This is a genomic window from Pseudomonas sp. TWP3-1, from assembly GCF_049896625.1.
Taxonomy (GTDB): Bacteria; Pseudomonadota; Gammaproteobacteria; order Pseudomonadales; family Pseudomonadaceae; genus Aquipseudomonas.
On sequence record NZ_JAFCUQ010000006.1, the window covers coordinates 205,681 to 231,843 of the forward strand.

Consider the following 26,163-nt stretch of genomic DNA (forward strand, 5'->3'; position numbering starts at 1 on the left):
CCTCAATTCAGAACTCTTGATTCAACCTGCGCCGGTTTGTGCGCCCGCAGCATCAATCCCAATCCCACGAACAACACCGGGACCACCATCGAGAAGTGTCGGGCGAAAGAGCCGAAGTCCGGCTCGAACAAGCCCTGAACCAGCAAAAACGCCAGTGGAATCGCGATCAGTTCCTTGGGTTTGGTCTGGATCGGTGCGCCTTTGTAGTCGGTCGAAGTGATGACTTTGAACAGCAACAGCGCGGTCATGATCATCAACGCGACGAAGATCGCCTGACCCGGCCCGGACAACATGATCAGCTCCACCGGGAACGACAGCCGGAAGAAAATGATCATCGAGTCCAGCGCTTGCGAGACGAAATCGCTGCCGCTCAACCACGAGACAATCAACGACTTCGACCCCTCCTCGCCCGCTGTACGCAGTTCATTGTTACTGGCGCGAATCGACGACACCGGGAACCCCAGCGCCAACTGAATCGCCGTGGCGACCGCCAGATAGAACAGGAACAACATCAGGAAAAAGGTCACGCGCGAGACGTACTTCTTCATCACGCACACGCCGACCCACGACAACGAAAACAGAATCCAGTACGGCCGGATCAGTACGCCGTAGATCACTGCCGAGAGGAAAAATCCAACGCGATACTTGCGCGTCAGCGAGCTGAGCAGAATGCTCAAAATCGCCACCGAGACGATGATTTCCTTGGTCAGGTTTTCCAGGAAAAACGAGCGCACGATGCCCCACAGACACAGCGTGCCGAAAATCGTCAGCGGCATACGCCGAAACACCACCACCGGAATCGCCGTGAGGAAAAAATTGCAGAACATCCCGTAGGCCCAGGCATTGGTCAGGTTGATCCCGGTGGGCCGCAGCAGGAACGCCGAACACTCGTAGGACGAGCGATCCGGCGAGAACGGGTTCCAGAAATTGCAGTTGTCAGCCCGCGCGTAAGACGACCACAACGTCATGGCATCCGGGCCAGGAGCGCGCGGAACCAGCAGCGGCATCGCAACTGACAGAAACAACCCGGTGAACAGGATCAGGAACGAAATCGAGGAGTCGAATTTTCTACCGCGAAACTCGATGCACGGCAGCTTCAACCCCATGCCGGCACCTGCTTGGCGCGGGTGACGCGAGTCAACACGGCAATCACGCCGAGCTGCACGATGATCGCGAACACGTTGCCCCACGCCGCGCCATAAATCGAATAGTGCTTGATCAGCACGTAACTGACTGGCAGCGACACCAGCAAGCAAATCGCTGCGCTGGCCAGTGACACACGGCTGTTGCGCGAGGCAATCAGCCCGCCCCAGACGATGTCGCCAATCGCGCGCAAGGCGAAGGAAAAGATCAGCACGCCGAGGATCGCATTGTCCGGACGCGGCACGCTCGTGGCGACGTAATCGAGCACGATGTTGAAGAACAGATAAATCGCCACCGACACTGCCGCCGACACCAGCAACGAGCGCATTACCCACTTGTTGACGAACAATTCCCTGACCGTGAACGGCTGCTGCTCGGCTTGATGGCGCTTGGCGAGGACCGGAATCGCCACCACCGCCACCACCGCGTAGGACAGCGCCTGCAAGGTGTTGGCCGCCGACCATGCGTAAACGTATTTACCCAGGCTGGCGTAGGGTTCGATGTCGATAATCAGAAAACGCTCGGCGTATTGGCTCAACGCGATCAAACCGGTGCCCAGATAAAACGGCAACCCGGCTTTCCACACGGTCGCGGTGTTGAGCGAGCCCTGTGTCCGCCCGTGATGGACGTTCACCACAATCCAGTAACCGGCAACGATCACCAGAACGTTGGCGATCACCCACAGCCACAACACACTGGCGATTCCCGAGACCCAGCCGAGCATCATCCCGCCCACCGCCAGCAGCGCCCACAGACCGGTCTTGATGAAAAACAGCAGCGCACCGGCCGTGGCTTTCTGCGCGGAAAACACGAAGGAATTGATTTCAAACGACAGGTGTTCGGTGAGCAGCACCAGCGTCACGCAGGCGATCAGCGCCGTGGTCGCCTGCACCTCCTGGAACAGTGAATAAATCAGCACCGTCACGATCGACAACGCCAGCCCGACCGCCAGATACAGCAGCAAAACCTTGTCGACCACGCGCCGCGAACTGCCACCGACGCTGATCAACCGATTGATCTCGGAGCTGAAGCCGACGCTGTAAAACTTCGATGCAATCAACGACGCCGCCACCACCACGCCATAGAACCCCAGTGCTTCGTAACCCAGGTAATGGGTGATGGCGAGCACCAGCAAAAACTTCGCGCCTAATGCTCCGCCGCGAAGCAATAGCCGAAATATCATCGAACGACGCCTTTGATGATGTCGTCCATGATCACTGTTTTTGCCTCGATCTCGCGGCAGGTGTCGGTCAGGCGTTTGCCGAAACTCGACAAGGCATTGGGCGCGTAAACCGTGTTGATGATGGTGTCGACATCGATGTCGCCGCCGTTGATCACCCAGTCCTCGACGCCCATGTCCTGATAGGCGCCAAAGCCTTTGCGCTCATAGCTGATGTGGAACGCCGGAACCCCGGACAACAACGATTCGATAGCACCGTGCAGGCGCACGGAAATCACCAGATCCGGCTGATACTTGGCCAGCGTCGCCTTCAACGGCAGCAAGTCTTCGGTAATCCCCAGTTCGCGATAGAACGCGCCGTCATCGTTGCCGCGCACTGCACTTTGCACCGCGCACACCACTTTGCTTTTGTTCTTCAAACGCTGCAGCAGCAACTTCAGATTGGCCACGTAGGCAACTTTCTTCTCCTTGCTCCACGCAGGTGGTTTGCGCAGGACTACGCAAACCGTGGCGGGCGAAGATGCGCAGCGGGTGAACTTGGGCTGCGAGAGAATCTTGCTGGCCAGCGACTGCACGGCCAGATCCGGCGCGCGGTAGACATTCTCGTAAGCATCGAAAATCGCCGAGGAATGGTTATCCCGCACAAACACCGCATCGGCACTCGCGTAATGCTCGACAATCTTGCTGCTCTCACCGTGGAACGGGCCGATGCTCTGCGGCAAGTACACCGACGGCACTTTGCTGAGAATCGCGGTTTCCAGTTGCTTGGCGTGGCCGAGTTTCAACTTGATGTGTTCGAAGGCGCTCTTGGAGCGCATGTAGCCGCCACCGACGCCGACGATCAAATCAGTCTTCTTCAACAGATCCGCCAGACCGGCGTAAGACTGATTGAGGAACACCGCTTGCTTGACCCGGCCCAGCCCCTTGGCCGCCATCACCGGCGCGTCAAAGCGCTTGTACGGCAAGTAATTGAAAGACTCGGGATCGGACGCCACCACGCTGATCGACGTGTCGTCACCAAAGTTGCGCTGCACCAGCGCAATGGCCAGATCGACGAGTAGACCGTCACCGGAATTGGACGCACTGTAGCCATGCAAGATCGTTACGTTCATAAGCTGATTTCTACTTAATAAGATGGAGCGGAATACACGTCGTAGGTCTGGCGAATCATCAACGCGGCGCTGAAACGCTCGCGCACGATCCGCCGACCTTCGATGCCCAGGGCGTTCAACGCAGGCTTCTGGATTTTCATCAAACGTTCTGCCAATGCCTGATGGTCGCCGGCCGGGAATACGTAGCCGGACACACCGTGGCTGACCAGTTCCGGCAACGAAGTGCAGTCACTGGCGATCACCGGCAAGCCCAGGGCCATGCCTTCCAGCGGCACCATGGCAAAGCCTTCCCAGCGACTCGGGACGATCAACGCGTCGGCTTTCTGATACAGCGCTTGAACTTCGGCGGGCGTCACCCAGGACAAATATTCAACCCCTTCCATCGGCGGGCATTCGACAGAATCCTCGTTGACCGCACTGCCCACCACCGTCAGTTTCAGGTCGCTGCGCTGAACCTTGGCGTAAGCCTTGAGCAATACGTCGAAACCCTTTTGATAGTCGAAGCGGCCGACATACAGCAGATGAATTGGCTCCGCCCCTTCGGTTTTGCGTGCTTCATCCTTGTGATGGATGCCGTTGTAGATCAGCTTCATGCGCTTGCGCTCGATGCCAAACGCAGCGGCTTTGTCCAACTCGTACTGGCTGACGCAAATGATCGTGTCGGTGACTTTCTGCAAAACGCGCTCGATCAGCGAGTAGATCTTTTGCTTGGTCGGCGAGCTTTCCATCAGGAACGAAAAGGCATGTGGGCAATAGATGATTTTCGGCGAACGCCAAGGCTTCAAGAGTACGCAGACGCAACGGCCGATGACTCCGGAAAAGGTGCTGTGCAAATGCACGACATCGGGTTTTTCCTTGAGAACCACTCGGGCCAGTTGCCAGGCAAAGCCCAGCAGCGAGCGCACATTGCGCCCGCTTCTTTCGAACGTGCGGATCTGTCTGGCATCGATGCCGTGCAGTTCTTTCTTCTGATCGAGTGGCACCAGATACACCAGTTGATAGTTCGCATCCTGGTCTTCGGGCGAAGTTGAAATCGTGCGGATAACGGTGGCGACGCCACCTTTTATCGTTTCAGCCACGTGCAGTATTTTTTTCACAGTCCACCCACTTCCATGCCTAGTAAGGACAATCGCTGAAACTCAGGATTTGTCGGACGCGTATTCGTAGTTGTAATAGCCGTAGCCGCCGTTGCCGTAGTAACTGGCGGCGCGCTTCTCGACGCCGTTGAACACCGCGCCTTTCAACTCGATGCCGTTCTGCGCAAAGCGGCGAATGGTCAACTCGATCTCTTTGGCCGGGTTCACGCCGAAGCGCGTGACAATCAGGCTGATCCCCGCTTCACGGCCGACAATGGCCGCGTCGGTGACTGCGAGCAGCGGTGGCGTATCGATGATCACCACGTCATACATCTCGCTGAGTTGCGCCAGCAGGTCGCGGAAGTTGGCGTGCATCAACAACTCGGAAGGATTCGGCGGCACTTGCCCTCGGCTGATGAAGTGCAGGTTTTCGACTTCGACCTGGTTCAGCGCCTGCTCGATGGTGCAGCGCTTGACCAGCAAATCGGACAATCCGTTGGTGATCGGCGTATTGAGGGTTTTATGCAGATGACCTTTGCGCATGTCGGCATCGATCAGCACCACGCGCTGACCGCTTTGCGCCATCACCGCTGCCAGGTTCGAAGACACGAAGGTTTTGCCAACCTGGGGACTTGGGCCGGAAATCATGATGCGGTTGTTGGTCGAATCCAGCCCGGCGAAATGCAGACAGGTGCGCAGACTGCGGATCGACTCGATCGACAGATCGGTCGGATTACGCTCGGCCAGCAGATACGCCGGCGCCTGCGTAGCGTCTTTGCCACGGACCTTTTTCACGTCCTGTTCCTGCTGCAGCGCGCTGTAGGGAATCGAGGCGTACACCGGCAGCCCGAGTTTCTCGATGGCTTCCGGCCCCTCCAGTCCGCGACTCAGGGATTTGCGCACCAGCACCACGGCCACGCCGACGAAACCGCCGAGGAAGGTGGCGATCAGTACGATCAGCGGTTTGCGCGGTTTGACCGGGCTGGTCAGGTCGACATCCGCGGTATCAATCAGCCGCACGTTGCCCACCGCACCGGCGCGGACGATGTCCAGTTCCTGGGATTTGTTCAGCAGTTGCGTGTAAATCTGCGACGCCACTTCGACGTCGCGGGTCAGGTTGAGCAGTTCCTGCTGGGTGGCCGGCAGGTCGCCGACTTTGCTTTCCAGCGACTTCTGCTGCTGGGTCAATTCACCGATCTGCGTCAGCAACGCGCGATAGGCGGGATGCTGTTTGGTGAACTTGCGATCAAGTTCGGCCTGCTGCATTTTCAGTTCGGAAATGCGTGTATCCAGACTGACTGCCTGGCCCAGCACCGACTGGGTTTCGAGGGAAATATTCACCGTTTTGCCACGAGTCTGATACGCGTTGAGCGCATCACTGGCTTTGGCCAGATCGCGTTTGACCTGCGGTAATTGGCTTTGCAGAAAGGCCAAACTTTGCGCTGCTTCAGCGGATGTGCGTTGCACGTTTTGCTGCACGTACAACGAGGCGATCTTGTTGAGGATCTTCACGGCTTCGGCGGCGTCGCTGCTGGCCAGCGCGAGACGAATGATCCCCGACTCTTTGCCTTGCTCGGAAATATCCAGCGCGTCCTGATAGGCCTGCACGGTAACGATGCGCGGGTTGCGCACCACTTCGAAACGCGTGCCGGGATTCGCTTGTAGATTGGCGATCAAGCCTTCTACGCCGTCCTGCGCAAAAGCAGTTCCGGCAGCGCCCTCGGCCAGCAGATTGTCGTTGTCATCAAACAGCTGAAAGTGATTTTGCTCGCCAGCGACCAGCGTGAGCTTCTTGCCCAACAGTTCTTTCGGCAGATTCAGCCGCGCGATGTCCAGGCGCTCGCCGCCCCAGGCGTAGCTGTTCATGCCAAAACGCGGCGGTGCCACGCTGTTCTCGCCAGTGCCGCGATAGCGCCGCGCGAGAAACCCGCCGACGACCGGGAAAGTATTCGGTGTGACGTCGATATCCAGGCGCAGATCGTCGACAGTTTTACCGATCACGGCGCGGGACTTGATGATGCCGATCTCGGTCACCGACGGCGATTGGCCGCCGAGCATGCTGTTGAGGTCGGAGAAACCGAGCATGTCGTTCTTTTTCGGCTCGACCTGCACCAGCGCGTTCGCCAGATACACCGGCGTCGACAACACCGCATAGGCCACACCGGTCATCATGAATGCACCGGTGCACGCGGCGATCAGCCATTTCTGATCGATCAGGCTGCCAAAGATGCCCATTAGATCGATATTGTCTGGTTCGCTGTCGCGGGTGGCGACTACTGACGGTAACTGCATAAGTCTGTTCTTACCATTGACTGTTCTGAAGAATATTGATCAGTGCCCGAGGCGCTGCGCCCATGCGCCAACAGCATCTTCAATCAATGCGTGGGCATGAATAAAAGCCGCGTTGCCTTGACGATACGGATCCTGAATTTCTCGCTCGCTCTGCCACTTGCCGAGAAGAAAGACTTTGCCCCTGGCGTGAGCGGCAATCTTCAGTACTTGGTTTACATGCTGTTTTTCCATGACCAGAATCAGGTCTGATTCATTGACGATGTCCGGGGTAAGTTGCCGCGCGATAAACCCTTCGGCACTACACCCGCGTTCTTCCAGCACCTGCCGCGCCGTGGCCTCCATCGATTCGCCGGCCCGTGCGGCAAGGCCCGCGGAGGCCACGCTGATGGTCGAAGTGGCCAGCGCGTTACGCAGCAACAACTCTGCTGTCGGACTTCGGCAAATATTGCCCACGCAGACGACAAGGATCTTTTTGAACAAGGTTTACTTTCCCGTATGATGTCAATCGGCCAACATGTCGCGTGGACTTGAATTAACCCACGACAACTTCCTGCATTCGGAAATAGATTCGCCTTGTTATTGCCAGTGTATTAAGTACCACGCCTCTAAAAGTCACCCAACCGGAATTAACGGACTAAAAATAACTGTGATTTTCGCACGAGTGTTTTCTGACAAAAAATAACATTCGTGCACTTCCCGCTCTCGTTACTATCCAAGTCCGGGAAAGTGGCGAACTTTTGATCTGTATCATTCTCAGCGGGGAGCGACATGAAAATCGCACAGTGCAAACAGCTCGGCGTCGTGGCGCTGTTGATGTCGGGTGCAAGTGGACAGGTGCTGGCTGCAGATCTGTTCCCGACACTGCCCGACGACAAGACCATCGGCATTCAGGTCAAGATCCAGAGCTTCTCCCCGGCGGATGCCGAGCACATCAAAGCGGAAGGCTTGGGTTTCGTACGTTTTGGCGTGTGGACCAACAGTCTGGGCGGGGCGGCTTATCAGAAACAGGTCAGCGACGCCTTCGCCACGGCCAAAGCCGCCGGGCTGCCAGTATTGCTGACGGTGCGCTCGACCAAGGCGCTCCCGACGGGGAACAACGGTGAACTGGCGACAGCCGGTGCACACTTCGCCAAGTCGGTGATGGAGCTGGAACAGGCTTACCGCACCCAGTTGGTGGCGATCGAAATATGGAACGAGCCGGATCTGGGAAAGTACTGGCCGACCGGTAATTTCGATACGACGTTCGTGCCGTTCATGAGCGCGGTGTGCAAGTCGTTGCAGGCGCAACCGCAAGCAACGCCGCTGGTGGGCTTCGGTTTCGCCCGGGCGCCGACCGCAGGCTCGGCGTCCACCGTGGCACTCAGCCGAATCGTCCGCGAGTACCCCAAGTGCCTCAGCGCGATTTCCTATCACCCGTATGGCATGTCGGGCGCGCAGATCAGCAGCGCACAGGCGTTCATTCAGCAGAACTTCCATCTGCCGGGGGTCATCAGCGAATGGGGCGTGTCGGCACTCGCCTCGAACGGCGGGACTGCCGGGCAGGCCAGTAAAATCAGGACCTTCATCACCGATGTAAAAAAACTCGGGATTCCGCTGACCTCGATCTACGAATGGAAGAACACTGCGACCGGCGATAACGATCGCGAGAAGAACTTCGGCCTGTTGACCTCCGACGGCCAGTCGAAACCGGCAAAAATGGCGGTGAGGTCGCAACTCAACCCTTAGCCGGTTAACGGTCAGATGCTTTGAACCTGTAGTCTGATTTGGCATCGTATCTAGCGATACCGCGCCCGCCTTTCAAACAGCCGTCTTCAGGTTGTTGCCACCGGGGCGACCGATCCACGTACATGCCCTTGAGTGGCCGTCAGCGCTCGGGTAATGTCACCAGACCCATAGGATAGAGCACGCTCATGACTTCCAAGCTGGAACAACTCAAACAATTCACCACCGTGGTTGCCGACACCGGCGACTTCGAAGCGATCGCCCGAGTCAAACCGGTCGACGCAACTACCAACCCTTCCCTGCTGCTCAAAGCTGCGGCCATTCCGGCCTACGCCGAGCTGCTGAACGCTTGCGTCGCGGACTGCAAGGGCGACGTTGGCCTGGCCAGCGACCGCTTTGGCGTCGCGGTCGGTCAGGAAATTCTCAAAGTGATTCCGGGCCGCATCTCCACTGAAGTGGATGCGCGCCTGTCGTTCGATAAAGACGCGGTGCTCAAGCGTGCGCACCGTCTGATCGAGCTGTACGACAAGGCTGGCATTGGCCGCGACCGCGTGCTGATCAAGATCGCCTCGAGCTGGGAAGGCATCCGCGCCGCCGAAGAGCTGGAGAAGGAAGGCATCCAGACCAACCTGACCCTGCTGTTCTCCTTCGCTCAGGCCGCTGCCTGTGCCGACGCGGGTGTGTTCCTGATTTCGCCGTTCGTGGGCCGCATCTACGACTGGTACAAGAAAGCCAACGGCAACGACTACACCGGCGCCGATGATCCAGGCGTGCAGTCGGTCACGCGCATCTACAACTACTACAAGGCCAATGACTACAAAACCGTGGTGATGGGTGCGAGCTTCCGTAACCTCAATCAGATCGAGCAACTGGCCGGCTGCGATCGCCTGACCATCAGCCCGGATCTGATCGATAAACTGGCTGCCGACACTGGCAAGCTGGAGCGCAAACTGGCACCGGGTCACGCCGGTGAAGCGCGTCTGAGCCTCAACGAGGCGCAGTTCCGCTGGTTGTCCAACGAAGACGCGATGGCCACCGAGAAACTCGCCGAGGGCATACGTCAGTTCGCTCGCGATCAGGAAAAACTCGAGGCGTTGCTGCAAGCCAAGCTGTGATCTGAATCGCTGAAACGCAAAAAGGGCGAACCCTCACAGGTTCGCCCTTTTTTGTGCCTTGCGGCTTTGGTCAGTGCCTTTCGAGGGCGTTCACCAGATCATGGAACGCTTCACGATTGGAATCGTTAAGGCCCATGAGAATCTTGTGCGCTTCGAGCACCTTGATCCGCACCACTTCTTCCGACTGATCCTGATCCGGCAGGTCATCCAGGCATTCCGGGCATGGCACGGGATGATTGACGATGTTGAACACCTGCTCGAAACCCATCGATTGCAGCAGACGGGTGATGTCTTCGTGGGTGGTGACCACGGTCGGCAGCAATCCGACCTTCTGCCGCGACAGGATCGACAATTTTGCCAGCAGGCCAAGGGTCGTGCTGTCGATGCTGCGGGTTTCGGTCAAATCGATCACGATCGCGTTGAAATTCAGCGCGGTGAAGATTTTCTCAATAGTCGCATCCAACGCCGAACACAGGGTCAGGCGAACTTCACCGACGAACTTCAGGACGAAGGTGCCGTCCTGCTCGGCGAACTGGATTCTACCGGTACTCATTGAAGATTCCTGCTCAACACCAACAGGGCGATATCATCCGGCATCTCCCCTAGCGTGGCCAATCCAAAAACCTGCCGCAGACCATCCAGGCTGCCGCCCGCCAACTTCACCCTTTGCGGTAAAGCGGCTTCTTTCTCTTTGAGTGTGGGCTCTGGCAAAAGATCCAGAATGCCATCCGACATCAGCGTCAGGCTGAACGTCGGTGGCAGCTCGAGCACGTGGTCTTCGTAGGTGGCTTCATTGAAAAGCCCCACCGGCAAACCGCGCCCTTCGAGGTAGCGAACACTGTCAGGCGTGTACAACACAGGCAAAGGCAGATGGCCACCAATGCTATAGGTCAACAAACCGGTCTCCTCGTCGATGACTCCACCGACCATTGTGACGTGTTTGCCCAGCTTACAACTGATCAGGCCCCGGTTGATATGACCGAGCACTTCCGAAGGCTTGAATTCCGGCAAGGTGCCGCTGCGCTTGGACTCGAACAGCAAGCGCGTGGTCATGAACTTCAGCAGCACCGTGACGAATGCCGAAGAGGCGCCATGGCCGGAGACATCCGCCAGGTAAAACGCCACCCGACGCTCGTCGACGCGGAAATAGTCGACAAAATCACCCGACAGATACAGCGACGGAATGATCTGATGCGCGAACTTGAACTCGTCGATGCTCCACGGACTTTCCGGCAGCATGTTCATCTGCACCTGGCGACCGGCGTTCTGGTCTTCCTGGAGCAGATTAAGGCTGGCTTCAAGCTCGCGGTTGGCCTTTTCCAGCTTCTCGCGGTAGCGCTGGTTTTCCAGCAGCAGGCGCGCACGATCCAGAGCCCGGCGCACAGAGTGCTCGAGCACAGCCAGATCTTCGAGAGGCTTGATCAGGTAATCCGCCGCGCCGAGGCGCAGGGCCTCGACCGCGTCGTTCATCACGCCGGCACCCGAGACCACGATCACTGGCGTCTGTGGTGAGCGCTCGGTGACCTGACGAATAAGCTCGAGACCGCCCATCTGCGGCATGCGCAGATCGCAGATGACCAAGTCGGGCGTGTCTTGCTCGAATACCTGAAGACCTTGCTGGCCGTTGCTGGCCTGCAGGACGCTGAAACCACTGTCTTCCAAATAGGCCGCGAGACTCGCGCGCACTACCTCGTCATCATCGATTATCAGCAGCGTGGCACTGGTTTTTGGCATGTGGGCAAACGGCGCCAGAATTAGGTTGGCGTAGCAGGCGGGGCAAGGCCCGGCGCAGACTACTGGATTCGCTTTCTAGCCTCCCTGCTGCACCGCTTTCGAGCACTGGCCCGGTACGCGGTTGCACCAGAGGTGCCCTTCTAAGGCGCAGACGGTACTCCCATCCTTCGAGCGTTTCAAGCATGCGCCGATGGTCGCCTGACGACTTTGTTTGTCAAAGCACCGGGAGTTATAAGAATGGCTTTGCAGGTAACCCGATGAAAGGTCGACCGGACAAAAAAAGGCGACCTTGCGGTCGCCTTCTTTATAAGTCGGTCGAGATCAGAAATCGTCTTCGACCTGACCATCCTTGACCTTGAATTCGCGGTTCTGCAGGTAAGCATTACGAATGAACGTGTACTTGTCGCCGCTGATCAGCTTCTCGCTCGAGAGCAGGCTGGCGCGGGTGTCGACGATGTTCAGGCCGAAGATCGAGTTGCGCACTGGCACGTCGTGGATGTAGCGATACGGGCCGGTGTAGCCATCGACGTACTTCGATGGCGCGTCACGCAGAGTGCTTGGGCCCATCAATGGCAGCATCACGTACGGGCCACTGCCGACGCCCCAGTAACCGAGGGTCTGACCGAAATCTTCGTCGCTGCGCTGCAAGCCCATCTTGGTGCCGACATCGAAGAAACCGAGCAGCCCGAAGGTGGTATTGAAGATCAGACGTGCAGTATCGGTACCGGCAGCCGCAGGCTTGGCCTGCAGGATGTTGTTCGCCAGGTTGGTGACGTCACCGACGTTGCGGAACATGTTGTGGATGCCGTCTTCGACGAATTGCGGCGTTACAAATTCGTATCCCTGCGCCAGAGGCTTCAGCGCATAGGTGTCAACGAAGTCGTTGAACTGGAAGATCGGACGGTTAACGCTTTCCCAAGGGTCTTCTTCCGTGGCGGCCTGAGCGGCGAACGGAACCAGCATCACGCCGGCATATATACATAGCTGAGCGAGAGGGTTGCTCAAGCGCATAGAAAAACTCCTTGGATTTGTACTGGCGCTGGCCCCGGGGCCACGGCGGTAAGGCCGCTAGTATAAGACGGAAACACGATTTTAGGCAGTTCCTGAATGAAGCTCCCTGTCAGGGTTTTCCTACGCTTGCATTCATACGCCTGTCATCCAACTGTCACCGCCGTCGCCTAACCTGCTGGTTATTTCAGGGACGTCTCCATGCCACACGCCGAAGCATTGCCTGTTGTTGCGCCAAGTCTGACTGCAGTGTTGTTCGGACTCAGCGGCTGCCTGGTGGACTTCGGTGCGCGCGCTCGTCATCAGCCGAGCGCCACCGCAGAGCACGCAGATGCGACCCCGGGTGCGCTCGACAGCCTGCGCAGTTTGCAGCGTCAGCAAATTCCCTGCGCCTGGCTCGATGAGCTGCCCCCTGCCCTCGCCCAGCCTCTCTCAGCCGCGCTGCCCGAGTGGATCAAATCCTCGCAACATCCGGCAACACTCAATCCGTGGCCCGCACCCAACGCCTGCTGGCAAGCGCTAATGGCTTTGGGCGTTGAGCGCCTGGACGGCTGCGTGCTGGTCAGCGGCGAGCCACGCCTGCTGCAATCGGGCCTGAATGCAGGTTTGTGGACGATTGGCCTGGCCTCCTGCGGTTCGCTGTGTGGCTTGGCGCCGAGCGAATGGCAGGCATTAGGTCAAAAGGAACGTGAACAACTGCGCGGCAAAGCGACCATGCAACTGTTCAACCTCGGCGTACATTCGGTGATCGATCATCTGGGCGAACTCGACACCTGTCTGGCGGACATCAGTCTGCGCCGGCTCAAAGGCGAAAAGCCCTGACCGGGATCATGCAGTTTCACCGCGAGTGGATTAGTCTTAGGGAGAGCCATAGACCTTTGGCGCACGGCTGCGGTCTATGCCTGTGCCTATCGATAAAAGGAAAACACGATGCCCGCTCAAGAACTGCAGAAACAGCTCGATACCCTGCGCGAGCAACTGGAGCAGAATCCGCCGCTGACTGAAGCCGAACGGGACGATCTGCATAGGTTGATGGCGCGGATCGAGCTGGAACTGGATCTCGAAACCAAAACCAAGGACTCCAGTATTGCCGATGGCGTAAACCTCGCCGTCGAGCGCTTTGAAGTCGAACACCCGGCCATTGCCGGCACGCTGCGCAACATCATCAATACGCTGGGCAGCATGGGGATCTGATTCCCACACAGACAAAAAGCCCTGCCATCACTGGCAGGGCTTTTTTCATGTCCGCGATTTGCTTACTGGCGCACGAGCCGGTGATTCGGCAACTGCACGCTTTCAGTGCTGCGGTACGGATTGATATCCAGCCCACCGCGACGCACATAGCGCGCAAACACGGTCAATTTCTCCGGTTTCAGCAAGCGTTGCAGGTCGAGGAAAATCCGCTCCACGCACTGCTCATGGAAATCCGAGTGCTGGCGGAAACTGACGATGTATTCCAGAAGGCTGGCGTGATCCAGCGCCGCGCCGCGGTATTGCACCACCACGCTGCCCCAGTCCGGCTGACTGGTGACCGGGCAGTTGGATTTGAGCAAGTGCGTATGCACGCTCTCCTCCACGATCCGCGAATCATCGCAACGCAGCAGCTCCGGACGCGGATGCTCATAGTTGCTGACGCTGATGTCCAGATCATCGATGCACACGCCCGGCAACGCCACGACGCCCTCGGCTTCGACATCTTTCAGGCTGCGAACCCGTACGCCCACCGGCTTGCCGGCAGCGGCGGACAAGTCCTTGACCAGCGTCGCTTCCAGACTCGCCACATCAGCGAACGGCGTCTGATTCAGCGAGTTCAGATACAGCTTGAATGACTTCGACTCGATGATATTCGGCGAATCCGCCGGAATGCTGAATTCACCGATCGCCACCACCGGTTTGCCCGATGGCAGCAGCCACGACAGCTCGAAGCAATTCCAGAAATCCACGCCTTTGTACGGCAGGGTTTCGGCGGTCAGGCCCAGCTCGGCCCATTTCGCGGTGCGCGGGATCGGAAACAGCAAGGACGGCGTGTACGTGGCGATGTATTCGCTGGATTTGCCCAGCGGCGAGTGTTCGGCTGCGGGATGCATGGCGGAAACCTGACTGAATAATCAGCGGATTCTATCAGCCTTTGCCCGCCCATTTGAGTGCTTACTGACTGACAGTCAATTTGCCGACCATCCCTGCCTGATAATGACCGGGAATATTGCAGGCAAACTCCAGGCTCGTGGCTTTGCCGAAAGTCCAGGTCAGTTCGGCGGTCTTGCCCGGCTCGACCAGCACGCTATTCGGGTCGTCATGCTTCATTGCATGCCCCGTCGCGCCGTGATCCATACCGGCCATATCGTGGGACATTTCCTTCATGCTGGTAGGCGTAAGCATGCCGCTTTGCTGCATCTGCAACATTTCCTGCTGGTGCCTGGCATGCATCGCCGCGTCGCCAAGGTTGAATTCGTGCAGCAGCTGTCCCTTGTTCACCAACACAAAGCGAACGGTCTCACCGGCCTTGATCTGAATCACCTGAGGATCGAAGCTCATGTCGCCCATCACCACTTCGATGCTGCGAGTAGTCTTGGCGGCAGGCGCCGGTTGCCCGAACGCGTAGGTGTGCGCCGGTGCTGCCCAGAGCGGCGCGCTCAGCGCCAGCAAACACGTTGCAACAATCAGACGGTTACGCAAAAACATAGTCGTACTCCAACAAATCAAGGATCAGCTTGTGGGAAACTCTAGCCCGTGTGCGCTGCCATCAACCTGACAGGCAGATTACAACTTTGTCAGCTTGGGCTGTAGCGCCGGCGCAAACGGTATAAAAGCCACTGTTCCTTTCACCCGAGCCATTGCATGAAACTGCTGATCGTCGAAGACCAAGCGAAAACCGGGCAGTACCTGTGTCAGGGCCTGACCGAGGCCGGCTACAACAGCGAATGGGTGGCCGATGGCAATACCGGTCAACAACGCGCCCTGAGCGGTGAATACGCATTGTTGATCCTTGACGTGATGTTACCCGGCCGCGATGGCTGGCAGATCCTGCAAGCGGTGCGCAGTGCCGGTCTCGACACACCGGTACTGTTTCTGACAGCCAAAGACGCGGTGGAGGACAGGGTTCACGGCCTCGAACTGGGCGCCGACGATTATCTGGTTAAACCGTTCGCCTTTTCCGAACTGCTGGCGCGGGTGCGCAGCCTGTTGCGGCGCGGCAGCAGTACGACCCAGGAAACCAGCCTGCAACTGGCGGACTTGCGCCTGGACCTGATCCGCCGCCGCGTCGAACGCAGCGGTCGACGCATCGATCTGACCGCCAAGGAATTCGCCCTGCTGGAGATGCTCCTGCGCCGTCAGGGTGAAGTGCTGCCTAAATCGCTGATCGCCTCGCAGGTGTGGGACATGAATTTCGATAGCGACACCAACGTCATCGAAGTCGCAATCCGCCGCCTGCGCCTGAAGATCGACGACGACTTCCCGAACAAACTGATCCACACCGTGCGCGGCATGGGTTACGTGCTCGAAGAGCGTGCCGAGTGATGCGCCGCCTCTCGCTGAGCGGGCGGCTGGCACTGTTGTTTGCCGCGTGTACGGCCGTGGTGTCGCTGGCCGCCGGGATTTTGTTCAACCGGGCCAGCGAGGCGCATTTCGTCGAGCTCGACCAGCAATTGCTCGACAGCAAGCTGATCGGGCTACGTCGCGCATTGCAGGATGTGCAGGCCAGCGAAAGTGCAGCGCGCCTGGCGGATGAACTGAGCCGACAGGCCGACCTGTCGTTGCGCATCAGCGGTAGCGACGGCCAGCGCTGGTATGACAGCTCGATTCACATTCCCAAGGATCTGCCGCAAACAAGCGGACTGGCAACCATCAGCGACAACGGCACCGACTACCGCGTGCTGAACGCCCCGCTCTATCCGCAGAAAACCGACTCGCCGCAACTGACCTTGCTGCTCGACATCACCCATCACCAACACTTCCTGCAACGCATGCAGCACCTGATCTGGCTGACCGTCGGCCTGTCGGCGCTGGCCACCGCAGTGCTCGGCGCATGGGCGGCGCGCAGCGGCTTACTCCCGTTGCGTCAGATGAGCGTAGTGGCGCGTGGGATTTCCGCGCAATCGCTGAATGCCCGACTGCCGGAAGCGCAGATGCCACCAGAGCTTGAGGAATTGGCCCACAGCTTCAACGCCATGCTCGGACGTCTGGATGATTCCTTTCAGCGGCTCTCGGCGTTCTCGGCCGACATCGCCCATGAGCTGCGCACTCCCCTGTCGAACCTGCTGACCCAGACTCAGGTCACGCTGACCCGCGAGCGCCCCATCGAGGACTACCGCGAGGCGCTGCACAGCAACCTCGAAGAACTGCAATGGATGGCGCAACTGGTCAACGACATGTTGTATCTGGCCAAGGCTGATCACGGGTTGTTGATGCCCAAACGTGAAGCGCTGGAACTGGCGGATGAAGCGGATGCGCTGCTGGAGTTTTTTGCGCCGCTGGCGGAGGACGCGCGGGTCAGACTCAGTCGTGAGGGCCACGCGCGCATTGACGGCGACCGCTCGATGTTGCGCCGGGCGCTATCGAATTTGCTGGATAACGCATTGCGGTTTACTCCGGCTGACGGTGAAGTGCGTTTGCAGATTGCCGAACAGGCGAGGACTTTGCGGGTGATCGTCGAGAACAGTGGCGAAGGGATTTCTGCGCAGAGGCTGCCGAAGTTGTTCGACCGCTTTTATCGGGCTGATCCGGCGCGGCAGGAAGGGAGTCATGAGCATGCGGGGTTGGGACTGGCGATCACTCAATCGATCGTGCGGGCGCATGGCGGGCAGATTCATTGCGAATCGGCGCAGGGTTGGACGCGGTTTGTGATTGAGTTGCCCAAGGGAGATTGAGGCAAGACGTACCGGCCCTATCGCGGGCAAGCCCGCTCCCACAGGTTTCGAGTCGTTTCAAATATATGTGTACGACTCAAAACCCTGTGGGAGCGGGCTTGCCCGCGATAGCTATTTCAAAGGTTACGAATATCTCAGAGCATGCGCCGGCTCGATCTTGGCCGCTCGCCACGCCGGATACAGCGTCGCCAGGAAGCTCAGCACAAATCCCGCCGAGCAGATCAGCAGCACGTCCCCGCCCTGCAATTCGGACGGCAGATTGCTGACGAAATACACATCGGAACTGAAGATGTGCTGCCCGGAAACCCGTTCGACCCAGCCCACAAGCTCGCTGACATTCAGTGCCGCGATCACGCCCAGCACGCCACCAATCAGCGTGCCGACAATCCCGATCACCGTACCCTGCACCATGAAGATCGCCATGATCTGCCGTGGCGTGGCGCCGATGGTGCGCAGGATCGCGATGTCCGCGCCCTTGTCGTTCACCACCATGATCAGCGTTGCGATGATGTTGAACGCCGCCACCGCGACGATCATCAGCAACAGCAGGCCGATCATGGTTTTTTCCATTTTCATCGCGCTGAACAGACTGCCCTGAGTATGGGTCCAGTCGTCAGCCTTGAACTCGGCGCCCAAACCAGCGGCGATGTCCGAGGAGACTTTCGGCGCGGCGTACAGATCTTTCACCGCCAGGCGCACGCTCTGCACCTGATTCGGTTCCCAATGCTGCATGGTCGCGGCATCGGCCACATGGATCAGGCCCATGGAGCCGTCCAGCTCGGCGCCGACCTTGAACACGCCAACCACATTCAAACGCTGCATGCGCGGAGTGATGCCGCCCGGTGCAGTGCTGACTTCCGGCACGATCAGAGTGATTTTGTCGCCGACGTTCAGACGAAAGCGTCGTGCGGTAATTTCACCCAGCACCACGCCGAACTCACCTGGCTTGAGCGCATCGAGACGACCCTGCACGATGTGCTGGGCGACAATCGACACCTTGCCTTCCTGAGCCGGATCGACGCCGCTGATCTGGATCGGCTGCATCAAACCCTTATAGGAAAGCATGCCTTCCATTTCGGTGAACGGCACGGCGGCGGTGACTTCAGGATTTTTCATTGCGGCGGCGGCGACTGGCTGCCAGTCATTGATCGGCTTGACGCCAACGATGGTCGCATGCGGCACCATGCCGAGGATCCGCGAGCTCATTTCGCGCTGGAAGCCGTTCATCACCGATAACACTACGATCATCGCCAACACGCCGAGGGCGAGGCCGATCATCGAGGTCATCGAAATGAACGAAACAAAGCGATTGCGGCGCTTGGCGCGGGTATAGCGCGCGCCGATAAAGATCGATAACGGTCTGAACATTCGCTGGGGCACCGTATAAAAACAAAAAGACCCGGCGTCTTTTCAGACGTCGGGTTTCGGCCGGTCAGATGGCAGTCAAGCGACCTTCCTGCAGATGCAGGACGCGATCCATCTGCCGAGCCAGGTTCATGTCGTGAGTCACCACCAGAAACGCTGTGCGCATCGAGGTGCTGAGTTCCAGCATCAAGTCCTGAATGCCTTGGGCAGTGTGCGAGTCGAGGTTGCCGGTCGGCTCGTCGAGCATCACCAGTCCCGGCTGGTTCACCAGAGCGCGGGCAATCGCCACACGCTGGCGTTCGCCGCCGGACAGTTCGGACGGTTTGTGCTCAAGGCGATGGCCCAGCCCTACTCGCTCCAGCAACGCCGTGGCGCGCTGACGCGCTTCCGGGATCGGCGTCTTGCCGATCAGCAGCGGCATGCAGACGTTTTCCAGCGCGGTGAATTCCGGCAGCAAATGGTGGAACTGGTAGACGAAGCCCAGCGAACGATTACGCAGCAGACCGCGCTTCTTCTCGCTCAGGGCCGACAGTTCTTCACCGTCGAGCCAGACACTGCCCTTGGTCGGCGTGTCGAGGCCGCCCAGCAGGTTGAGCAAAGTACTTTTGCCCGAACCCGAGGTGCCGACAATCGCCACACGCTCGCCCGGGTGCAACTCCAGTTGCAGACCGGCCAACACTTCTACCGATTCCGGGCCTTCCTCGTAGGATTTGCCCAGGTTGCGGCAGCTCAAGATTGCTTGTTCACTCATGCCCGACTCACTCATAACGTAGCGCCTCCGCCGGCTGGGTGCGCGCGGCACGCCAGGCGGGATACAGGGTGGCGAGGAAACTCAGGACCAACGCGGCGGAGCAGACCATGACCACGTCCTGGCTCTGCACCTGCGACGGCAGGTAATCGATGAAGTACACGTCGGCGTTCAGGAACTTGTGGCCGATCAAGCCTTCAAGGGCCGAGATCGCGGCGCTGACGTTGAGCGCGGCGAAGATCCCGACCACAGCGCCGATGGCCGTACCGACCACACCGATAACGGTACCCTGAACCATGAACGTGCGCATGATCGTGCCCGGCGTGGCGCCGAGGGTGCGCAGGATCGCGATGTCACCCTTCTTGTCATTGACCACCATCACCAGCGTGGAAATGATGTTGAACGCAGCGACTGCGACGATCAGCAACAACAGCAGGCCGATCATGGCTTTTTCCATACGGATCGCCTGATACAGATTGCCGTGGGTACGAGTCCAGTCGCGGGCGTAGTAACGGTCTTCGCCGAGCTGCTGGGCGATATTCCACGCAACGCGCGGAGCCTCGAACAGATCGTCGAACTTCAGGCGCAGGCCCTGCACCTGATCAGGTTTCCAGCGGCGCATCTTCGCCAGATCCTGCAGGTTGGTCACGCCCAGATAACCGTCGAGCTCGCCGGCGCCGACATGGAAAATGCCGACTACGGTGAAGCGCTTCATGCGGGGGAACATCCCGGCCGGGGTCACGCTGACTTCCGGTGCGACGAAAGTAACCTTGTCGCCGATGCCGACGCCAAGCTTGGTCGCGGCCTTGTCACCGATAACGATGCCGAAGCTGCCCGGTGTCAGGTCGTCGAGTTTGCCCTGCTGCATGAAGTTGTCGATGATCGAAACCTTGCGCTCGAGCGCCGGATCGATGGCATTGAGCAACACCTTGGACACCTGACCGTTGTTGGTCAGCAGGCCCTGCATCTGGATAAACGGCGCAACCGCCGTCACCTGCGGGTTCTGTTTGACCTTGTCGGCCAGGCTTTGCCAGTCGTTGATGGCTTCACCGGTTTCGAGGGTCGCGTGGGGCACCATGCCCAGCACGCGGGTGCGCATCTCATGATCGAAGCCATTCATCACCGATAACACTACGATCATCACGACCACGCCAAGGGCGAGCCCGATCATCGAAGTCAGGGAAATGAATGACACAAAATGATTGCGACGCTTTGCACGGGTATAACGCGTGCCGATAAATACGAAGAGAGGTCTGAACATGTCGGGGCTTGTTCGGAGGGAAAAGGAACGTCCTTGTGGCGGGGGTCGGTAACCAGCTTTACACTCAGACCACCGCCGCTACCATGGGTTCGCCATGTCGACATTAGATGAAGAAGATCGCCGCGAATACTACCGTATCGAGGACACGATCGCACTGGAAATTCGGCCCCTGTCCGCTCCCGAAGCCGCAGGCGAGGAAGTGTTGCAGGATGCTTCTCCCCTTTTCAATCTGCTCAGCGAACTGCACCTGAGCGAATTCGAGTCGCAGCACCTGTTGCGCCAGATCAGTGAGCGCGACCGGGCGATTGCTGCGTTCCTGAAATCCCAGAACAAGCGTATCGACTTGCTCAGCCAGGTGGTTGCGCTGACCGTGCTCGGCCAGATCGGCGAGCCGCAACCGGTGATCATTTCCGAGGGTGGCATCGACTTTCAGTATCCGACACCCATCGCTGCCGGCGCGCACCTGTCGGTCAAACTGGTATTGATGCCGCAGGCCCTCGGCCTGTTGTTGCGCGCGCGTGTCACGCATTGCGACCGCAAAGGTGAAGGCTATGACGTCGGCACCGAGTTCGAACACTTGACCGATGCCCAGCGCCAGTTGCTCGCCCGCTATATCTTGCAGAAGCAGGCTCAGGAACGACGTCTGGCCCGCGAACAGAACGAATCAGGCATTTAAATTAAGGAAGAATCGTGACCCTTATCTACGGCCACCGCGGCGCCAAGGGCGAAGCACCGGAAAACACCCTGACCAGTTTTCAGGAATGTCTCAAACACGGCGTGCGCCGCTGCGAACTGGACTTGCATCTGTCCAAGGACGGCGAGTTGATGGTCATCCACGACCCGACGCTCAAGCGCACCACCGAGCGTCGCGGCAAAGTCGTCGAGCACATGGCTGCCGATCTGGTGACCTACGACGCACGCAAGGGTGGGCCGGGCTGGATCAAACCGTGCCCGATTCCGACACTGGAAGAACTGTTCGAGAAATGTGCTTTCGAGCATTGGCAGCTCGAAGTCAAAAGCGCTTCACGCACGCGCGCCGCAACCACGGTGCTGGCGATCCGCGAAATGGCGGTCAGACACGGCCTGCTCGACAAGGTGACGATCACCTCGAGTTCACGGGAAGTGTTGAAGGCTGCGCTGGATCTGGTGCCGGACGTGTCGCGCGGACTGGTGGCCGAATATGCCTGGCTCGACCCGTTGAAGGTCGCACAAAGCTACGGCTGCGAGATGCTCGCACTGAACTGGACACTGTGTACGCCTGAGCGTCTGCAAAAAGCCCAGCGTCAGGGTCTGCATGTGTCGGTGTGGACAGTCAACGAGCCTGCACTGATGCGCAGACTCGCCGACTTCGGCGTTGACAGCCTGATTACAGACTTTCCCGGTTTGGCCACTGCCACGCTCGGGAATTGCTGAAATCGGTCTCCCCGGCCGGCTCAGGCCACCGGCCGGAGCCCGTCAAAAAAGCCGGTTGAGGCCGTCGTACGCCGCTACCCGATAGGCTTCGGCCATGGTCGGGTAGTTGAACGTCGTGTTGACGAAGTACTTCAGGGTATTCAGTTCGCCTGGCTGACTCATGATCGCCTGACCGATGTGCACGATCTCCGACGCCTGATAACCGAAGCAGTGAACGCCCAGCACTTCCAGGGTTTCACGGTGGAACAGGATCTTCAGCATGCCTTGCGGCTCGCCGGCAATCTGCGCTCGCGCCATGCTCTTGAAGAACGCCTTGCCGACTTCGTACGGCACTTTGGCCTGAGTCAGCTCTTGCTCGTTCTTGCCGATCGAGCTGATCTCCGGAATCGTGTAGATGCCGGTCGGCACGTCATTCACAAAGCGCCAGCTACCGTTATCGACGATGCTGCCGGCAGCCGAACGACCTTGGTCGTGGGCGGCACTGGCCAGGCTCGGCCAGCCGATCACGTCGCCTGCGCCGTAGATGTTCGGTACGCAGGTGCGGTAGTTCTCGTCGACTTCGATCTGGCCACGGCTGTTGACCTTGACCCCGATGTTTTCCAGACCCAACTGATCGGTGTTACCGGTACGACCGTTGCACCAGAGCAAGGCGTCGGCCTTGATCTTCTTGCCCGACTTCAAGTGCAGGATCACGCCGTTGTCGACGCCTTCGACACGGTCGTAGTCTTCGTTGTGGCGCACGGTGATGTTGTTGTTGCTGAAGTGGTAGCTCAACGCCTGGGAGATTTCCGAGTCGAGGAAGCTCAGCAACTGGCCACGGTTATCCACCAGTTCAACCAATACACCCAGACCGCTGAAGATCGAGGCGTATTCGCAACCGATCACGCCGGCGCCGTAAACGATCAGTTTGCGCGGGGTGTGGCCGAGGCTGAGGATGGTGTCGCTATCGTAGATACGCGGGTGGTGAAAATCGATGTCCGCCGGGCGATAAGGACGCGAGCCGGTGGCGATGATGATGTGTTTGGCCACCAGTTTTTCGACCACGCCGTTGGCGCAGACCACTTCGATGGTTTGCTCGTCGGCGAAGCTGCCAGTGCCGAAGAACACATCGACGCGGTTACGCGCGTAGTAGCCGGTGCGCGAAGCGACTTGCTTGGAGATGACTTTCTCGGCGCTCTTCAACACGTCCGGAAAGGAGAACCAGCGTGGCTCGCCAATCGCCCGGAACATCGGGTTGGTGTTGAACTGCATGATCTGCCGCACCGAGTGACGCAGGGCCTTGGACGGGATGGTGCCCAGGTGGGTGCAGTTACCGCCGACCTGGCGACGGCTGTCGACCATCGCGACCTTGCGCCCCGCTTTGGCGGCGTTCATTGCCGCGCCTTCTCCCGCCGGGCCGGAACCCAATACCACCACGTCGTAGTTGTAGACAGCCATGCGTACTCCTCAGAACAGGCCGCGATGCCAGCAGCACCGGCGGCTAAATCACGCCGAACGACGGCGTGAAGGAACAATTGGGGGTCAGTGCAGAACCCGGACACAGTCTATAGAAGCGTCAACGCCGCGCACATTAACCCTTGGTCGCGTCGTAGGCTACTTTTGCCTGCGCTACAACGCCAGTTTTCGTGAGCATTCACTCAGTTTTCGCGCCGCTGAGGCGCTCGAAAGTCAGCGTGGTGCGGGTGATGAAACCTGTATCGGCACGAATCACAAAGAATGCACCAATCCGATGTTTTTCGGCATAGTCCCAAGCCCTTTCCGGCCCGAGAATCAGCAACAGCGTCGATAGTCCATCGGCCATCAACGCTGAAGGATGAATCACCGTGACTGACGCCAGGTTGTGTAGGACAGGTGCACCGCTGCGCGCATCGAAGGTGTGGGAATAGCGCCGGCCACCCTGCTGAAAATAGTTGCGATAGTCGCCGGAGGTGGAAACACCGTAGCCGTCGACATCAATGACGCGTTCGGCGACCTGCTGATCGTCGCGCGGTTCTTCCAGCGCAATGCGCCACGCTGAGCCGTCGGGTTTTCTGCCGGAGGCCTTGAGTTCGCCGGTGACTTCGGCGAGGTAGTCATGGATGCCCAACGCTTCCAGCCGCGCCGCAATGGCGTCCACCGCGTAGCCGGCAGCGATGCTGTTGAAGTCGACCTCGACCGCCGCGTCTTTGCATAACTGTTCATCTTCAATGTGCAGATGCTGATGGCCGACCCGCTGTCGCACTTTTGCCAGTGCAGCGTCACTCGGGAGTTTCGTCTCGCGACCTTGTGGGCCAAAACCCCATAAGTCCATCAGCGGTTCTACCGTCAGGTCGTAGGAGCCCTGGCTTTGTTGCGATAACTGCTCGCCTACGCGGACCAATTCCAGGATCGGCGCGGGCATGCTCTGGCAGCGATCTGACGGTAAAGCGTTGAAGCGCGAGATATCCGAATCGGCGCGGTAGGTGGACATCTGCTGATCGACCTCAGCGAGGATCTTCTCCACCTCGCTACGCACCTGTGCAGGCGCGGGCAGATCGGCATGGCGCACGTATTTGATCGAATAAGTGCTGCCCATGGTCGGCCCGCCGAAGCTCTCCATGGTCTCGCCATTGCCGCAGCCAGCCAAAAAAGCCCCAAGCATCACGACTGCGCCAAACCGTCCAATGAACAAATCTTCATCTCCCCGCAAAAGCCCGCCAGCCATTATGGGCCACGCGTGAAACGCTTTCTTACAAGATTTAAAAGTGAGTAACCAGACATGTCCTCCACGACCGGCAAAGGCAAGGCGATCTTTCGTGTTGTCAGCGGCAACTTCCTCGAAATGTTCGATTTCATGGTCTACGGCTTCTACGCCACGGCCATCGCCAAAACCTTCTTCCCGACCGACAGCGCCTTCGCCTCCCTGATGCTCTCCCTTGCGACCTTTGGCGCCGGGTTCCTGATGCGTCCATTGGGCGCGATTTTCCTTGGCGCCTACATTGACCGCCACGGCCGCCGCAAAGGCTTGATTATCACTCTCGCAATGATGGCTGCCGGTACGGTGTTGATTGCCTGTGTGCCGGGTTACGCCACGTTGGGCGTGGCCGCGCCGCTGATCGTACTGCTCGGTCGATTGCTGCAAGGCTTCTCGGCCGGCGTGGAACTGGGCGGAGTCTCGGTGTATCTGGCCGAGATTGCCAGTCCGGGCCGCAAGGGTTTCTTTGTCAGTTGGCAGTCTGCCAGCCAACAAGCAGCGGTGGTTTTCGCCGGTTTGCTGGGCGTCGGCCTCAATCACTGGCTGAGTCCGGAACAAATGGGTGACTGGGGCTGGCGTGTGCCGTTCCTGATTGGCTGCATGATCGTGCCAGTGATTTTCTTTATTCGTCGCTCGCTGGAGGAAACGCCTGAGTTCGAGGCCAGAAAGCATCGCCCTACTCTGCGCGAAATCGTCCGCTCGATCGCTCAGAACTTTGGCATTGTCCTCGCCGGCATGGCGCTGGTGGTGATGACCACGGTTTCGTTTTACCTGATCACCGCCTATACGCCGACCTTCGGTAAAGCCGAGCTGCACCTGTCGGATCTGGATGCGCTGCTGGTGACGGTGTGCATCGGCCTGTCGAACTTCTTCTGGCTGCCGGTAATGGGCGCGCTGTCTGACAAGATCGGCCGCAAACCGCTGCTGCTGGCGGCGACGATTCTGGCGATTCTCACGGCTTACCCGGCGCTGTCGTGGCTGGTGGCGAATCCGAGTTTCAGCCATCTGCTGATCGTCGAGCTGTGGTTGTCGTTCCTGTACGGGTCGTACAACGGCGCTATGGTGGTGGCGCTGACCGAGATCATGCCGGTGGAAGTGCGTACAACCGGGTTCTCTCTGGCCTATAGCCTGGCGACCGCAACCTTTGGCGGCTTCACTCCGGTAGCCTGTACTTATCTGATCCATGTGCTGGATAACAAGGCTGCGCCGGGGATCTGGCTCAGTGGCGCGGCGGTGCTGGGGTTGATCGCGACGCTGGTGCTGTTCCGGGGCAATAAGCACGAACTGCGAACCGCGCAAGCCGCTGTTGTCAGCGGCGCCTGACAGGACGCCATCGCTGGCAAGCCAGCTCCCACAGGGAATTTGTGAACGACGCAAATCCAATGTGAGAGCTAGCCTGCTAGCGATGAGGCC

The 26,163-nt window shown here is 58.9% G+C and carries 25 protein-coding genes; 9 read left to right on the top strand and 16 right to left on the bottom strand.

The features are described 5' to 3' along the window. Nucleotides 1–2: 2 nt before the first annotated feature. Genes ACP7BN_RS11210 through ACP7BN_RS11235 form a run of 6 tightly spaced genes read right to left on the bottom strand, consistent with a single transcriptional unit; the run spans nucleotide 3 to nucleotide 7,283 of the window. Nucleotides 3–1,106, bottom strand: a complete 1,104-nt coding sequence (locus tag ACP7BN_RS11210) for a hypothetical protein (protein ID WP_426204059.1) — start codon at nucleotides 1,104–1,106, stop codon at nucleotides 3–5. Then, nucleotides 1,097–2,326, bottom strand: coding sequence for a phosphoribosylaminoimidazole carboxylase (locus ACP7BN_RS11215; RefSeq protein WP_426204061.1), 1,230 nt, complete (start codon nucleotides 2,324–2,326; stop codon nucleotides 1,097–1,099). Before ACP7BN_RS11215 ends, ACP7BN_RS11210 begins: the two co-directional genes overlap by 10 nt. Then, nucleotides 2,323–3,435, bottom strand: coding sequence for a polysaccharide pyruvyl transferase family protein (locus ACP7BN_RS11220; RefSeq protein WP_426204063.1), 1,113 nt, complete (start codon nucleotides 3,433–3,435; stop codon nucleotides 2,323–2,325). Before ACP7BN_RS11220 ends, ACP7BN_RS11215 begins: the two co-directional genes overlap by 4 nt. Nucleotides 3,436–3,449: 14 nt before the next feature. Then, nucleotides 3,450–4,532, bottom strand: coding sequence for a glycosyltransferase (locus ACP7BN_RS11225; RefSeq protein WP_426204065.1), 1,083 nt, complete (start codon nucleotides 4,530–4,532; stop codon nucleotides 3,450–3,452). A 42-nt stretch (nucleotides 4,533–4,574) separates the two neighbouring features. Next, on the bottom strand, nucleotides 4,575–6,803 hold the full coding sequence (locus ACP7BN_RS11230; protein ID WP_426204067.1) for a polysaccharide biosynthesis tyrosine autokinase: 2,229 nt from the start codon (nucleotides 6,801–6,803) through the stop codon (nucleotides 4,575–4,577). A 39-nt stretch (nucleotides 6,804–6,842) separates the two neighbouring features. After that, the gene (locus tag ACP7BN_RS11235; RefSeq protein WP_426204069.1) at nucleotides 6,843–7,283 is read right to left on the bottom strand and encodes a low molecular weight protein-tyrosine-phosphatase; all 441 of its coding nucleotides are present in this window, start codon (nucleotides 7,281–7,283) and stop codon (nucleotides 6,843–6,845) included. Nucleotides 7,284–7,571: 288 nt separating this feature from the next. Between ACP7BN_RS11235 and ACP7BN_RS11240 the strand changes: the two genes are divergently transcribed. Further along, entirely contained in the window at nucleotides 7,572–8,528 is a 957-nt protein-coding gene (locus tag ACP7BN_RS11240) for a glycosyl hydrolase family 5 (protein WP_426204071.1), read from the top strand. A gap of 185 nt (nucleotides 8,529–8,713) precedes the next feature. After that, complete coding sequence (gene tal / locus ACP7BN_RS11245) at nucleotides 8,714–9,640, top strand: transaldolase (protein ID WP_420650669.1); 927 nt, start codon at nucleotides 8,714–8,716, stop codon at nucleotides 9,638–9,640. A 70-nt stretch (nucleotides 9,641–9,710) separates the two neighbouring features. On the opposite strand, the gene rssC is transcribed toward tal, so the two are convergent. The 3 genes from rssC to ACP7BN_RS11260 form a co-directional block, all read right to left on the bottom strand. Further along, complete coding sequence (gene rssC, locus ACP7BN_RS11250; RefSeq protein ID WP_003226553.1) at nucleotides 9,711–10,193, bottom strand: anti-sigma factor antagonist RssC; 483 nt, start codon at nucleotides 10,191–10,193, stop codon at nucleotides 9,711–9,713. Then, the gene (gene rssB, locus ACP7BN_RS11255) at nucleotides 10,190–11,374 is read right to left on the bottom strand and encodes a two-component system response regulator RssB (protein WP_420650668.1); all 1,185 of its coding nucleotides are present in this window, start codon (nucleotides 11,372–11,374) and stop codon (nucleotides 10,190–10,192) included. Before rssB ends, rssC begins: the two co-directional genes overlap by 4 nt. Nucleotides 11,375–11,695: 321 nt before the next feature. Beyond that, entirely contained in the window at nucleotides 11,696–12,337 is a 642-nt protein-coding gene (locus ACP7BN_RS11260) for a VacJ family lipoprotein (protein ID WP_420650695.1), read from the bottom strand. Between the two features lie 246 nt (nucleotides 12,338–12,583). Here ACP7BN_RS11260 and ACP7BN_RS11265 point away from each other — a divergent pair, with 246 nt between their 5' ends. Together ACP7BN_RS11265 and ACP7BN_RS11270 are read left to right on the top strand one after the other, a co-directional pair. Next, nucleotides 12,584–13,204 (top strand): HAD family phosphatase, encoded by a 621-nt coding sequence (locus ACP7BN_RS11265; protein ID WP_426204074.1) that lies wholly within the window; start codon nucleotides 12,584–12,586, stop codon nucleotides 13,202–13,204. Between the two features lie 108 nt (nucleotides 13,205–13,312). Then, on the top strand, nucleotides 13,313–13,576 hold the full coding sequence (locus tag ACP7BN_RS11270; RefSeq protein WP_426204076.1) for a DUF4404 family protein: 264 nt from the start codon (nucleotides 13,313–13,315) through the stop codon (nucleotides 13,574–13,576). A 62-nt stretch (nucleotides 13,577–13,638) separates the two neighbouring features. On the opposite strand, the gene queF is transcribed toward ACP7BN_RS11270, so the two are convergent. After that, on the bottom strand, nucleotides 13,639–14,469 hold the full coding sequence (gene queF, locus ACP7BN_RS11275; protein WP_426204078.1) for an NADPH-dependent 7-cyano-7-deazaguanine reductase QueF: 831 nt from the start codon (nucleotides 14,467–14,469) through the stop codon (nucleotides 13,639–13,641). Between the two features lie 61 nt (nucleotides 14,470–14,530). Beyond that, entirely contained in the window at nucleotides 14,531–15,064 is a 534-nt protein-coding gene (locus ACP7BN_RS11280; protein WP_426204080.1) for a cupredoxin domain-containing protein, read from the bottom strand. Between the two features lie 156 nt (nucleotides 15,065–15,220). Here ACP7BN_RS11280 and ACP7BN_RS11285 point away from each other — a divergent pair, with 156 nt between their 5' ends. After that, complete coding sequence (locus tag ACP7BN_RS11285; RefSeq protein ID WP_426204082.1) at nucleotides 15,221–15,901, top strand: heavy metal response regulator transcription factor; 681 nt, start codon at nucleotides 15,221–15,223, stop codon at nucleotides 15,899–15,901. After that, nucleotides 15,901–17,250 (top strand): heavy metal sensor histidine kinase, encoded by a 1,350-nt coding sequence (locus ACP7BN_RS11290; RefSeq protein ID WP_426204084.1) that lies wholly within the window; start codon nucleotides 15,901–15,903, stop codon nucleotides 17,248–17,250. The genes ACP7BN_RS11285 and ACP7BN_RS11290 overlap by 1 nt, the downstream gene beginning before the upstream one ends. 123 nt (nucleotides 17,251–17,373) lie before the next feature. Here ACP7BN_RS11290 and ACP7BN_RS11295 read toward each other — a convergent pair whose 3' ends face one another. The 3 genes from ACP7BN_RS11295 to ACP7BN_RS11305 form a co-directional block, all read right to left on the bottom strand. Then, entirely contained in the window at nucleotides 17,374–18,618 is a 1,245-nt protein-coding gene (locus tag ACP7BN_RS11295) for a lipoprotein-releasing ABC transporter permease subunit (RefSeq protein ID WP_426204086.1), read from the bottom strand. A gap of 64 nt (nucleotides 18,619–18,682) precedes the next feature. Beyond that, nucleotides 18,683–19,381 (bottom strand): lipoprotein-releasing ABC transporter ATP-binding protein LolD, encoded by a 699-nt coding sequence (gene lolD, locus ACP7BN_RS11300; protein ID WP_426204088.1) that lies wholly within the window; start codon nucleotides 19,379–19,381, stop codon nucleotides 18,683–18,685. Next, nucleotides 19,374–20,624 (bottom strand): lipoprotein-releasing ABC transporter permease subunit, encoded by a 1,251-nt coding sequence (locus ACP7BN_RS11305; RefSeq protein ID WP_426204091.1) that lies wholly within the window; start codon nucleotides 20,622–20,624, stop codon nucleotides 19,374–19,376. Before ACP7BN_RS11305 ends, lolD begins: the two co-directional genes overlap by 8 nt. 94 nt (nucleotides 20,625–20,718) lie before the next feature. On the opposite strand from ACP7BN_RS11305, the gene ACP7BN_RS11310 reads away from it, so the two are divergent. Together ACP7BN_RS11310 and ACP7BN_RS11315 are read left to right on the top strand one after the other, a co-directional pair. Continuing rightward, the gene (locus ACP7BN_RS11310; RefSeq protein ID WP_420650658.1) at nucleotides 20,719–21,300 is read left to right on the top strand and encodes a PilZ domain-containing protein; all 582 of its coding nucleotides are present in this window, start codon (nucleotides 20,719–20,721) and stop codon (nucleotides 21,298–21,300) included. A 14-nt stretch (nucleotides 21,301–21,314) separates the two neighbouring features. Beyond that, nucleotides 21,315–22,037: a glycerophosphodiester phosphodiesterase gene (locus ACP7BN_RS11315; RefSeq protein ID WP_420650657.1), complete on the top strand. Its 723-nt coding sequence runs from the start codon at nucleotides 21,315–21,317 to the stop codon at nucleotides 22,035–22,037. A 42-nt stretch (nucleotides 22,038–22,079) separates the two neighbouring features. On the opposite strand, the gene sthA is transcribed toward ACP7BN_RS11315, so the two are convergent. Both sthA and ACP7BN_RS11325 read right to left on the bottom strand, forming a co-directional pair. Then, nucleotides 22,080–23,474, bottom strand: a complete 1,395-nt coding sequence (gene sthA, locus ACP7BN_RS11320; RefSeq protein ID WP_103305077.1) for a Si-specific NAD(P)(+) transhydrogenase — start codon at nucleotides 23,472–23,474, stop codon at nucleotides 22,080–22,082. Nucleotides 23,475–23,670: 196 nt separating this feature from the next. Continuing rightward, a complete protein-coding gene (locus ACP7BN_RS11325; protein WP_426204094.1) occupies nucleotides 23,671–24,720 on the bottom strand; it encodes an FAD:protein FMN transferase in 1,050 nt (349 codons plus the stop codon). A 54-nt stretch (nucleotides 24,721–24,774) separates the two neighbouring features. Between ACP7BN_RS11325 and ACP7BN_RS11330 the strand changes: the two genes are divergently transcribed. Beyond that, the gene (locus ACP7BN_RS11330; protein ID WP_426204096.1) at nucleotides 24,775–26,073 is read left to right on the top strand and encodes an MFS transporter; all 1,299 of its coding nucleotides are present in this window, start codon (nucleotides 24,775–24,777) and stop codon (nucleotides 26,071–26,073) included. Nucleotides 26,074–26,163: the final 90 nt, after the last annotated feature.

What these genes read in the sequence shown, in the direction of transcription:
- ACP7BN_RS11210 (WP_426204059.1), bottom strand. Translation starts at nt 1,106, where the DNA reads ATGGGGTTGAAGCTGCCGTGCATCGAGTTTCGCGGTAGAAAATTCGAC.
- ACP7BN_RS11215 (WP_426204061.1), bottom strand. Translation starts at nt 2,326, where the DNA reads ATGATATTTCGGCTATTGCTTCGCGGCGGAGCATTAGGCGCGAAGTTT.
- ACP7BN_RS11220 (WP_426204063.1), bottom strand. Translation starts at nt 3,435, where the DNA reads ATGAACGTAACGATCTTGCATGGCTACAGTGCGTCCAATTCCGGTGAC.
- ACP7BN_RS11230 (WP_426204067.1), bottom strand. Translation starts at nt 6,803, where the DNA reads ATGCAGTTACCGTCAGTAGTCGCCACCCGCGACAGCGAACCAGACAAT.
- ACP7BN_RS11240 (WP_426204071.1), top strand. Translation starts at nt 7,572, where the DNA reads ATGAAAATCGCACAGTGCAAACAGCTCGGCGTCGTGGCGCTGTTGATG.
- tal (WP_420650669.1), top strand. Translation starts at nt 8,714, where the DNA reads ATGACTTCCAAGCTGGAACAACTCAAACAATTCACCACCGTGGTTGCC.
- rssC (WP_003226553.1), bottom strand. Translation starts at nt 10,193, where the DNA reads ATGAGTACCGGTAGAATCCAGTTCGCCGAGCAGGACGGCACCTTCGTC.
- rssB (WP_420650668.1), bottom strand. Translation starts at nt 11,374, where the DNA reads ATGCCAAAAACCAGTGCCACGCTGCTGATAATCGATGATGACGAGGTA.
- ACP7BN_RS11260 (WP_420650695.1), bottom strand. Translation starts at nt 12,337, where the DNA reads ATGCTGGTTCCGTTCGCCGCTCAGGCCGCCACGGAAGAAGACCCTTGG.
- ACP7BN_RS11265 (WP_426204074.1), top strand. Translation starts at nt 12,584, where the DNA reads ATGCCACACGCCGAAGCATTGCCTGTTGTTGCGCCAAGTCTGACTGCA.
- ACP7BN_RS11270 (WP_426204076.1), top strand. Translation starts at nt 13,313, where the DNA reads ATGCCCGCTCAAGAACTGCAGAAACAGCTCGATACCCTGCGCGAGCAA.
- queF (WP_426204078.1), bottom strand. Translation starts at nt 14,469, where the DNA reads ATGCATCCCGCAGCCGAACACTCGCCGCTGGGCAAATCCAGCGAATAC.
- ACP7BN_RS11280 (WP_426204080.1), bottom strand. Translation starts at nt 15,064, where the DNA reads ATGTTTTTGCGTAACCGTCTGATTGTTGCAACGTGTTTGCTGGCGCTG.
- ACP7BN_RS11285 (WP_426204082.1), top strand. Translation starts at nt 15,221, where the DNA reads ATGAAACTGCTGATCGTCGAAGACCAAGCGAAAACCGGGCAGTACCTG.
- ACP7BN_RS11290 (WP_426204084.1), top strand. Translation starts at nt 15,901, where the DNA reads ATGCGCCGCCTCTCGCTGAGCGGGCGGCTGGCACTGTTGTTTGCCGCG.
- ACP7BN_RS11295 (WP_426204086.1), bottom strand. Translation starts at nt 18,618, where the DNA reads ATGTTCAGACCGTTATCGATCTTTATCGGCGCGCGCTATACCCGCGCC.
- lolD (WP_426204088.1), bottom strand. Translation starts at nt 19,381, where the DNA reads ATGAGTGAGTCGGGCATGAGTGAACAAGCAATCTTGAGCTGCCGCAAC.
- ACP7BN_RS11305 (WP_426204091.1), bottom strand. Translation starts at nt 20,624, where the DNA reads ATGTTCAGACCTCTCTTCGTATTTATCGGCACGCGTTATACCCGTGCA.
- ACP7BN_RS11310 (WP_420650658.1), top strand. Translation starts at nt 20,719, where the DNA reads ATGTCGACATTAGATGAAGAAGATCGCCGCGAATACTACCGTATCGAG.
- sthA (WP_103305077.1), bottom strand. Translation starts at nt 23,474, where the DNA reads ATGGCTGTCTACAACTACGACGTGGTGGTATTGGGTTCCGGCCCGGCG.
- ACP7BN_RS11325 (WP_426204094.1), bottom strand. Translation starts at nt 24,720, where the DNA reads ATGGCTGGCGGGCTTTTGCGGGGAGATGAAGATTTGTTCATTGGACGG.
- ACP7BN_RS11330 (WP_426204096.1), top strand. Translation starts at nt 24,775, where the DNA reads ATGTCCTCCACGACCGGCAAAGGCAAGGCGATCTTTCGTGTTGTCAGC.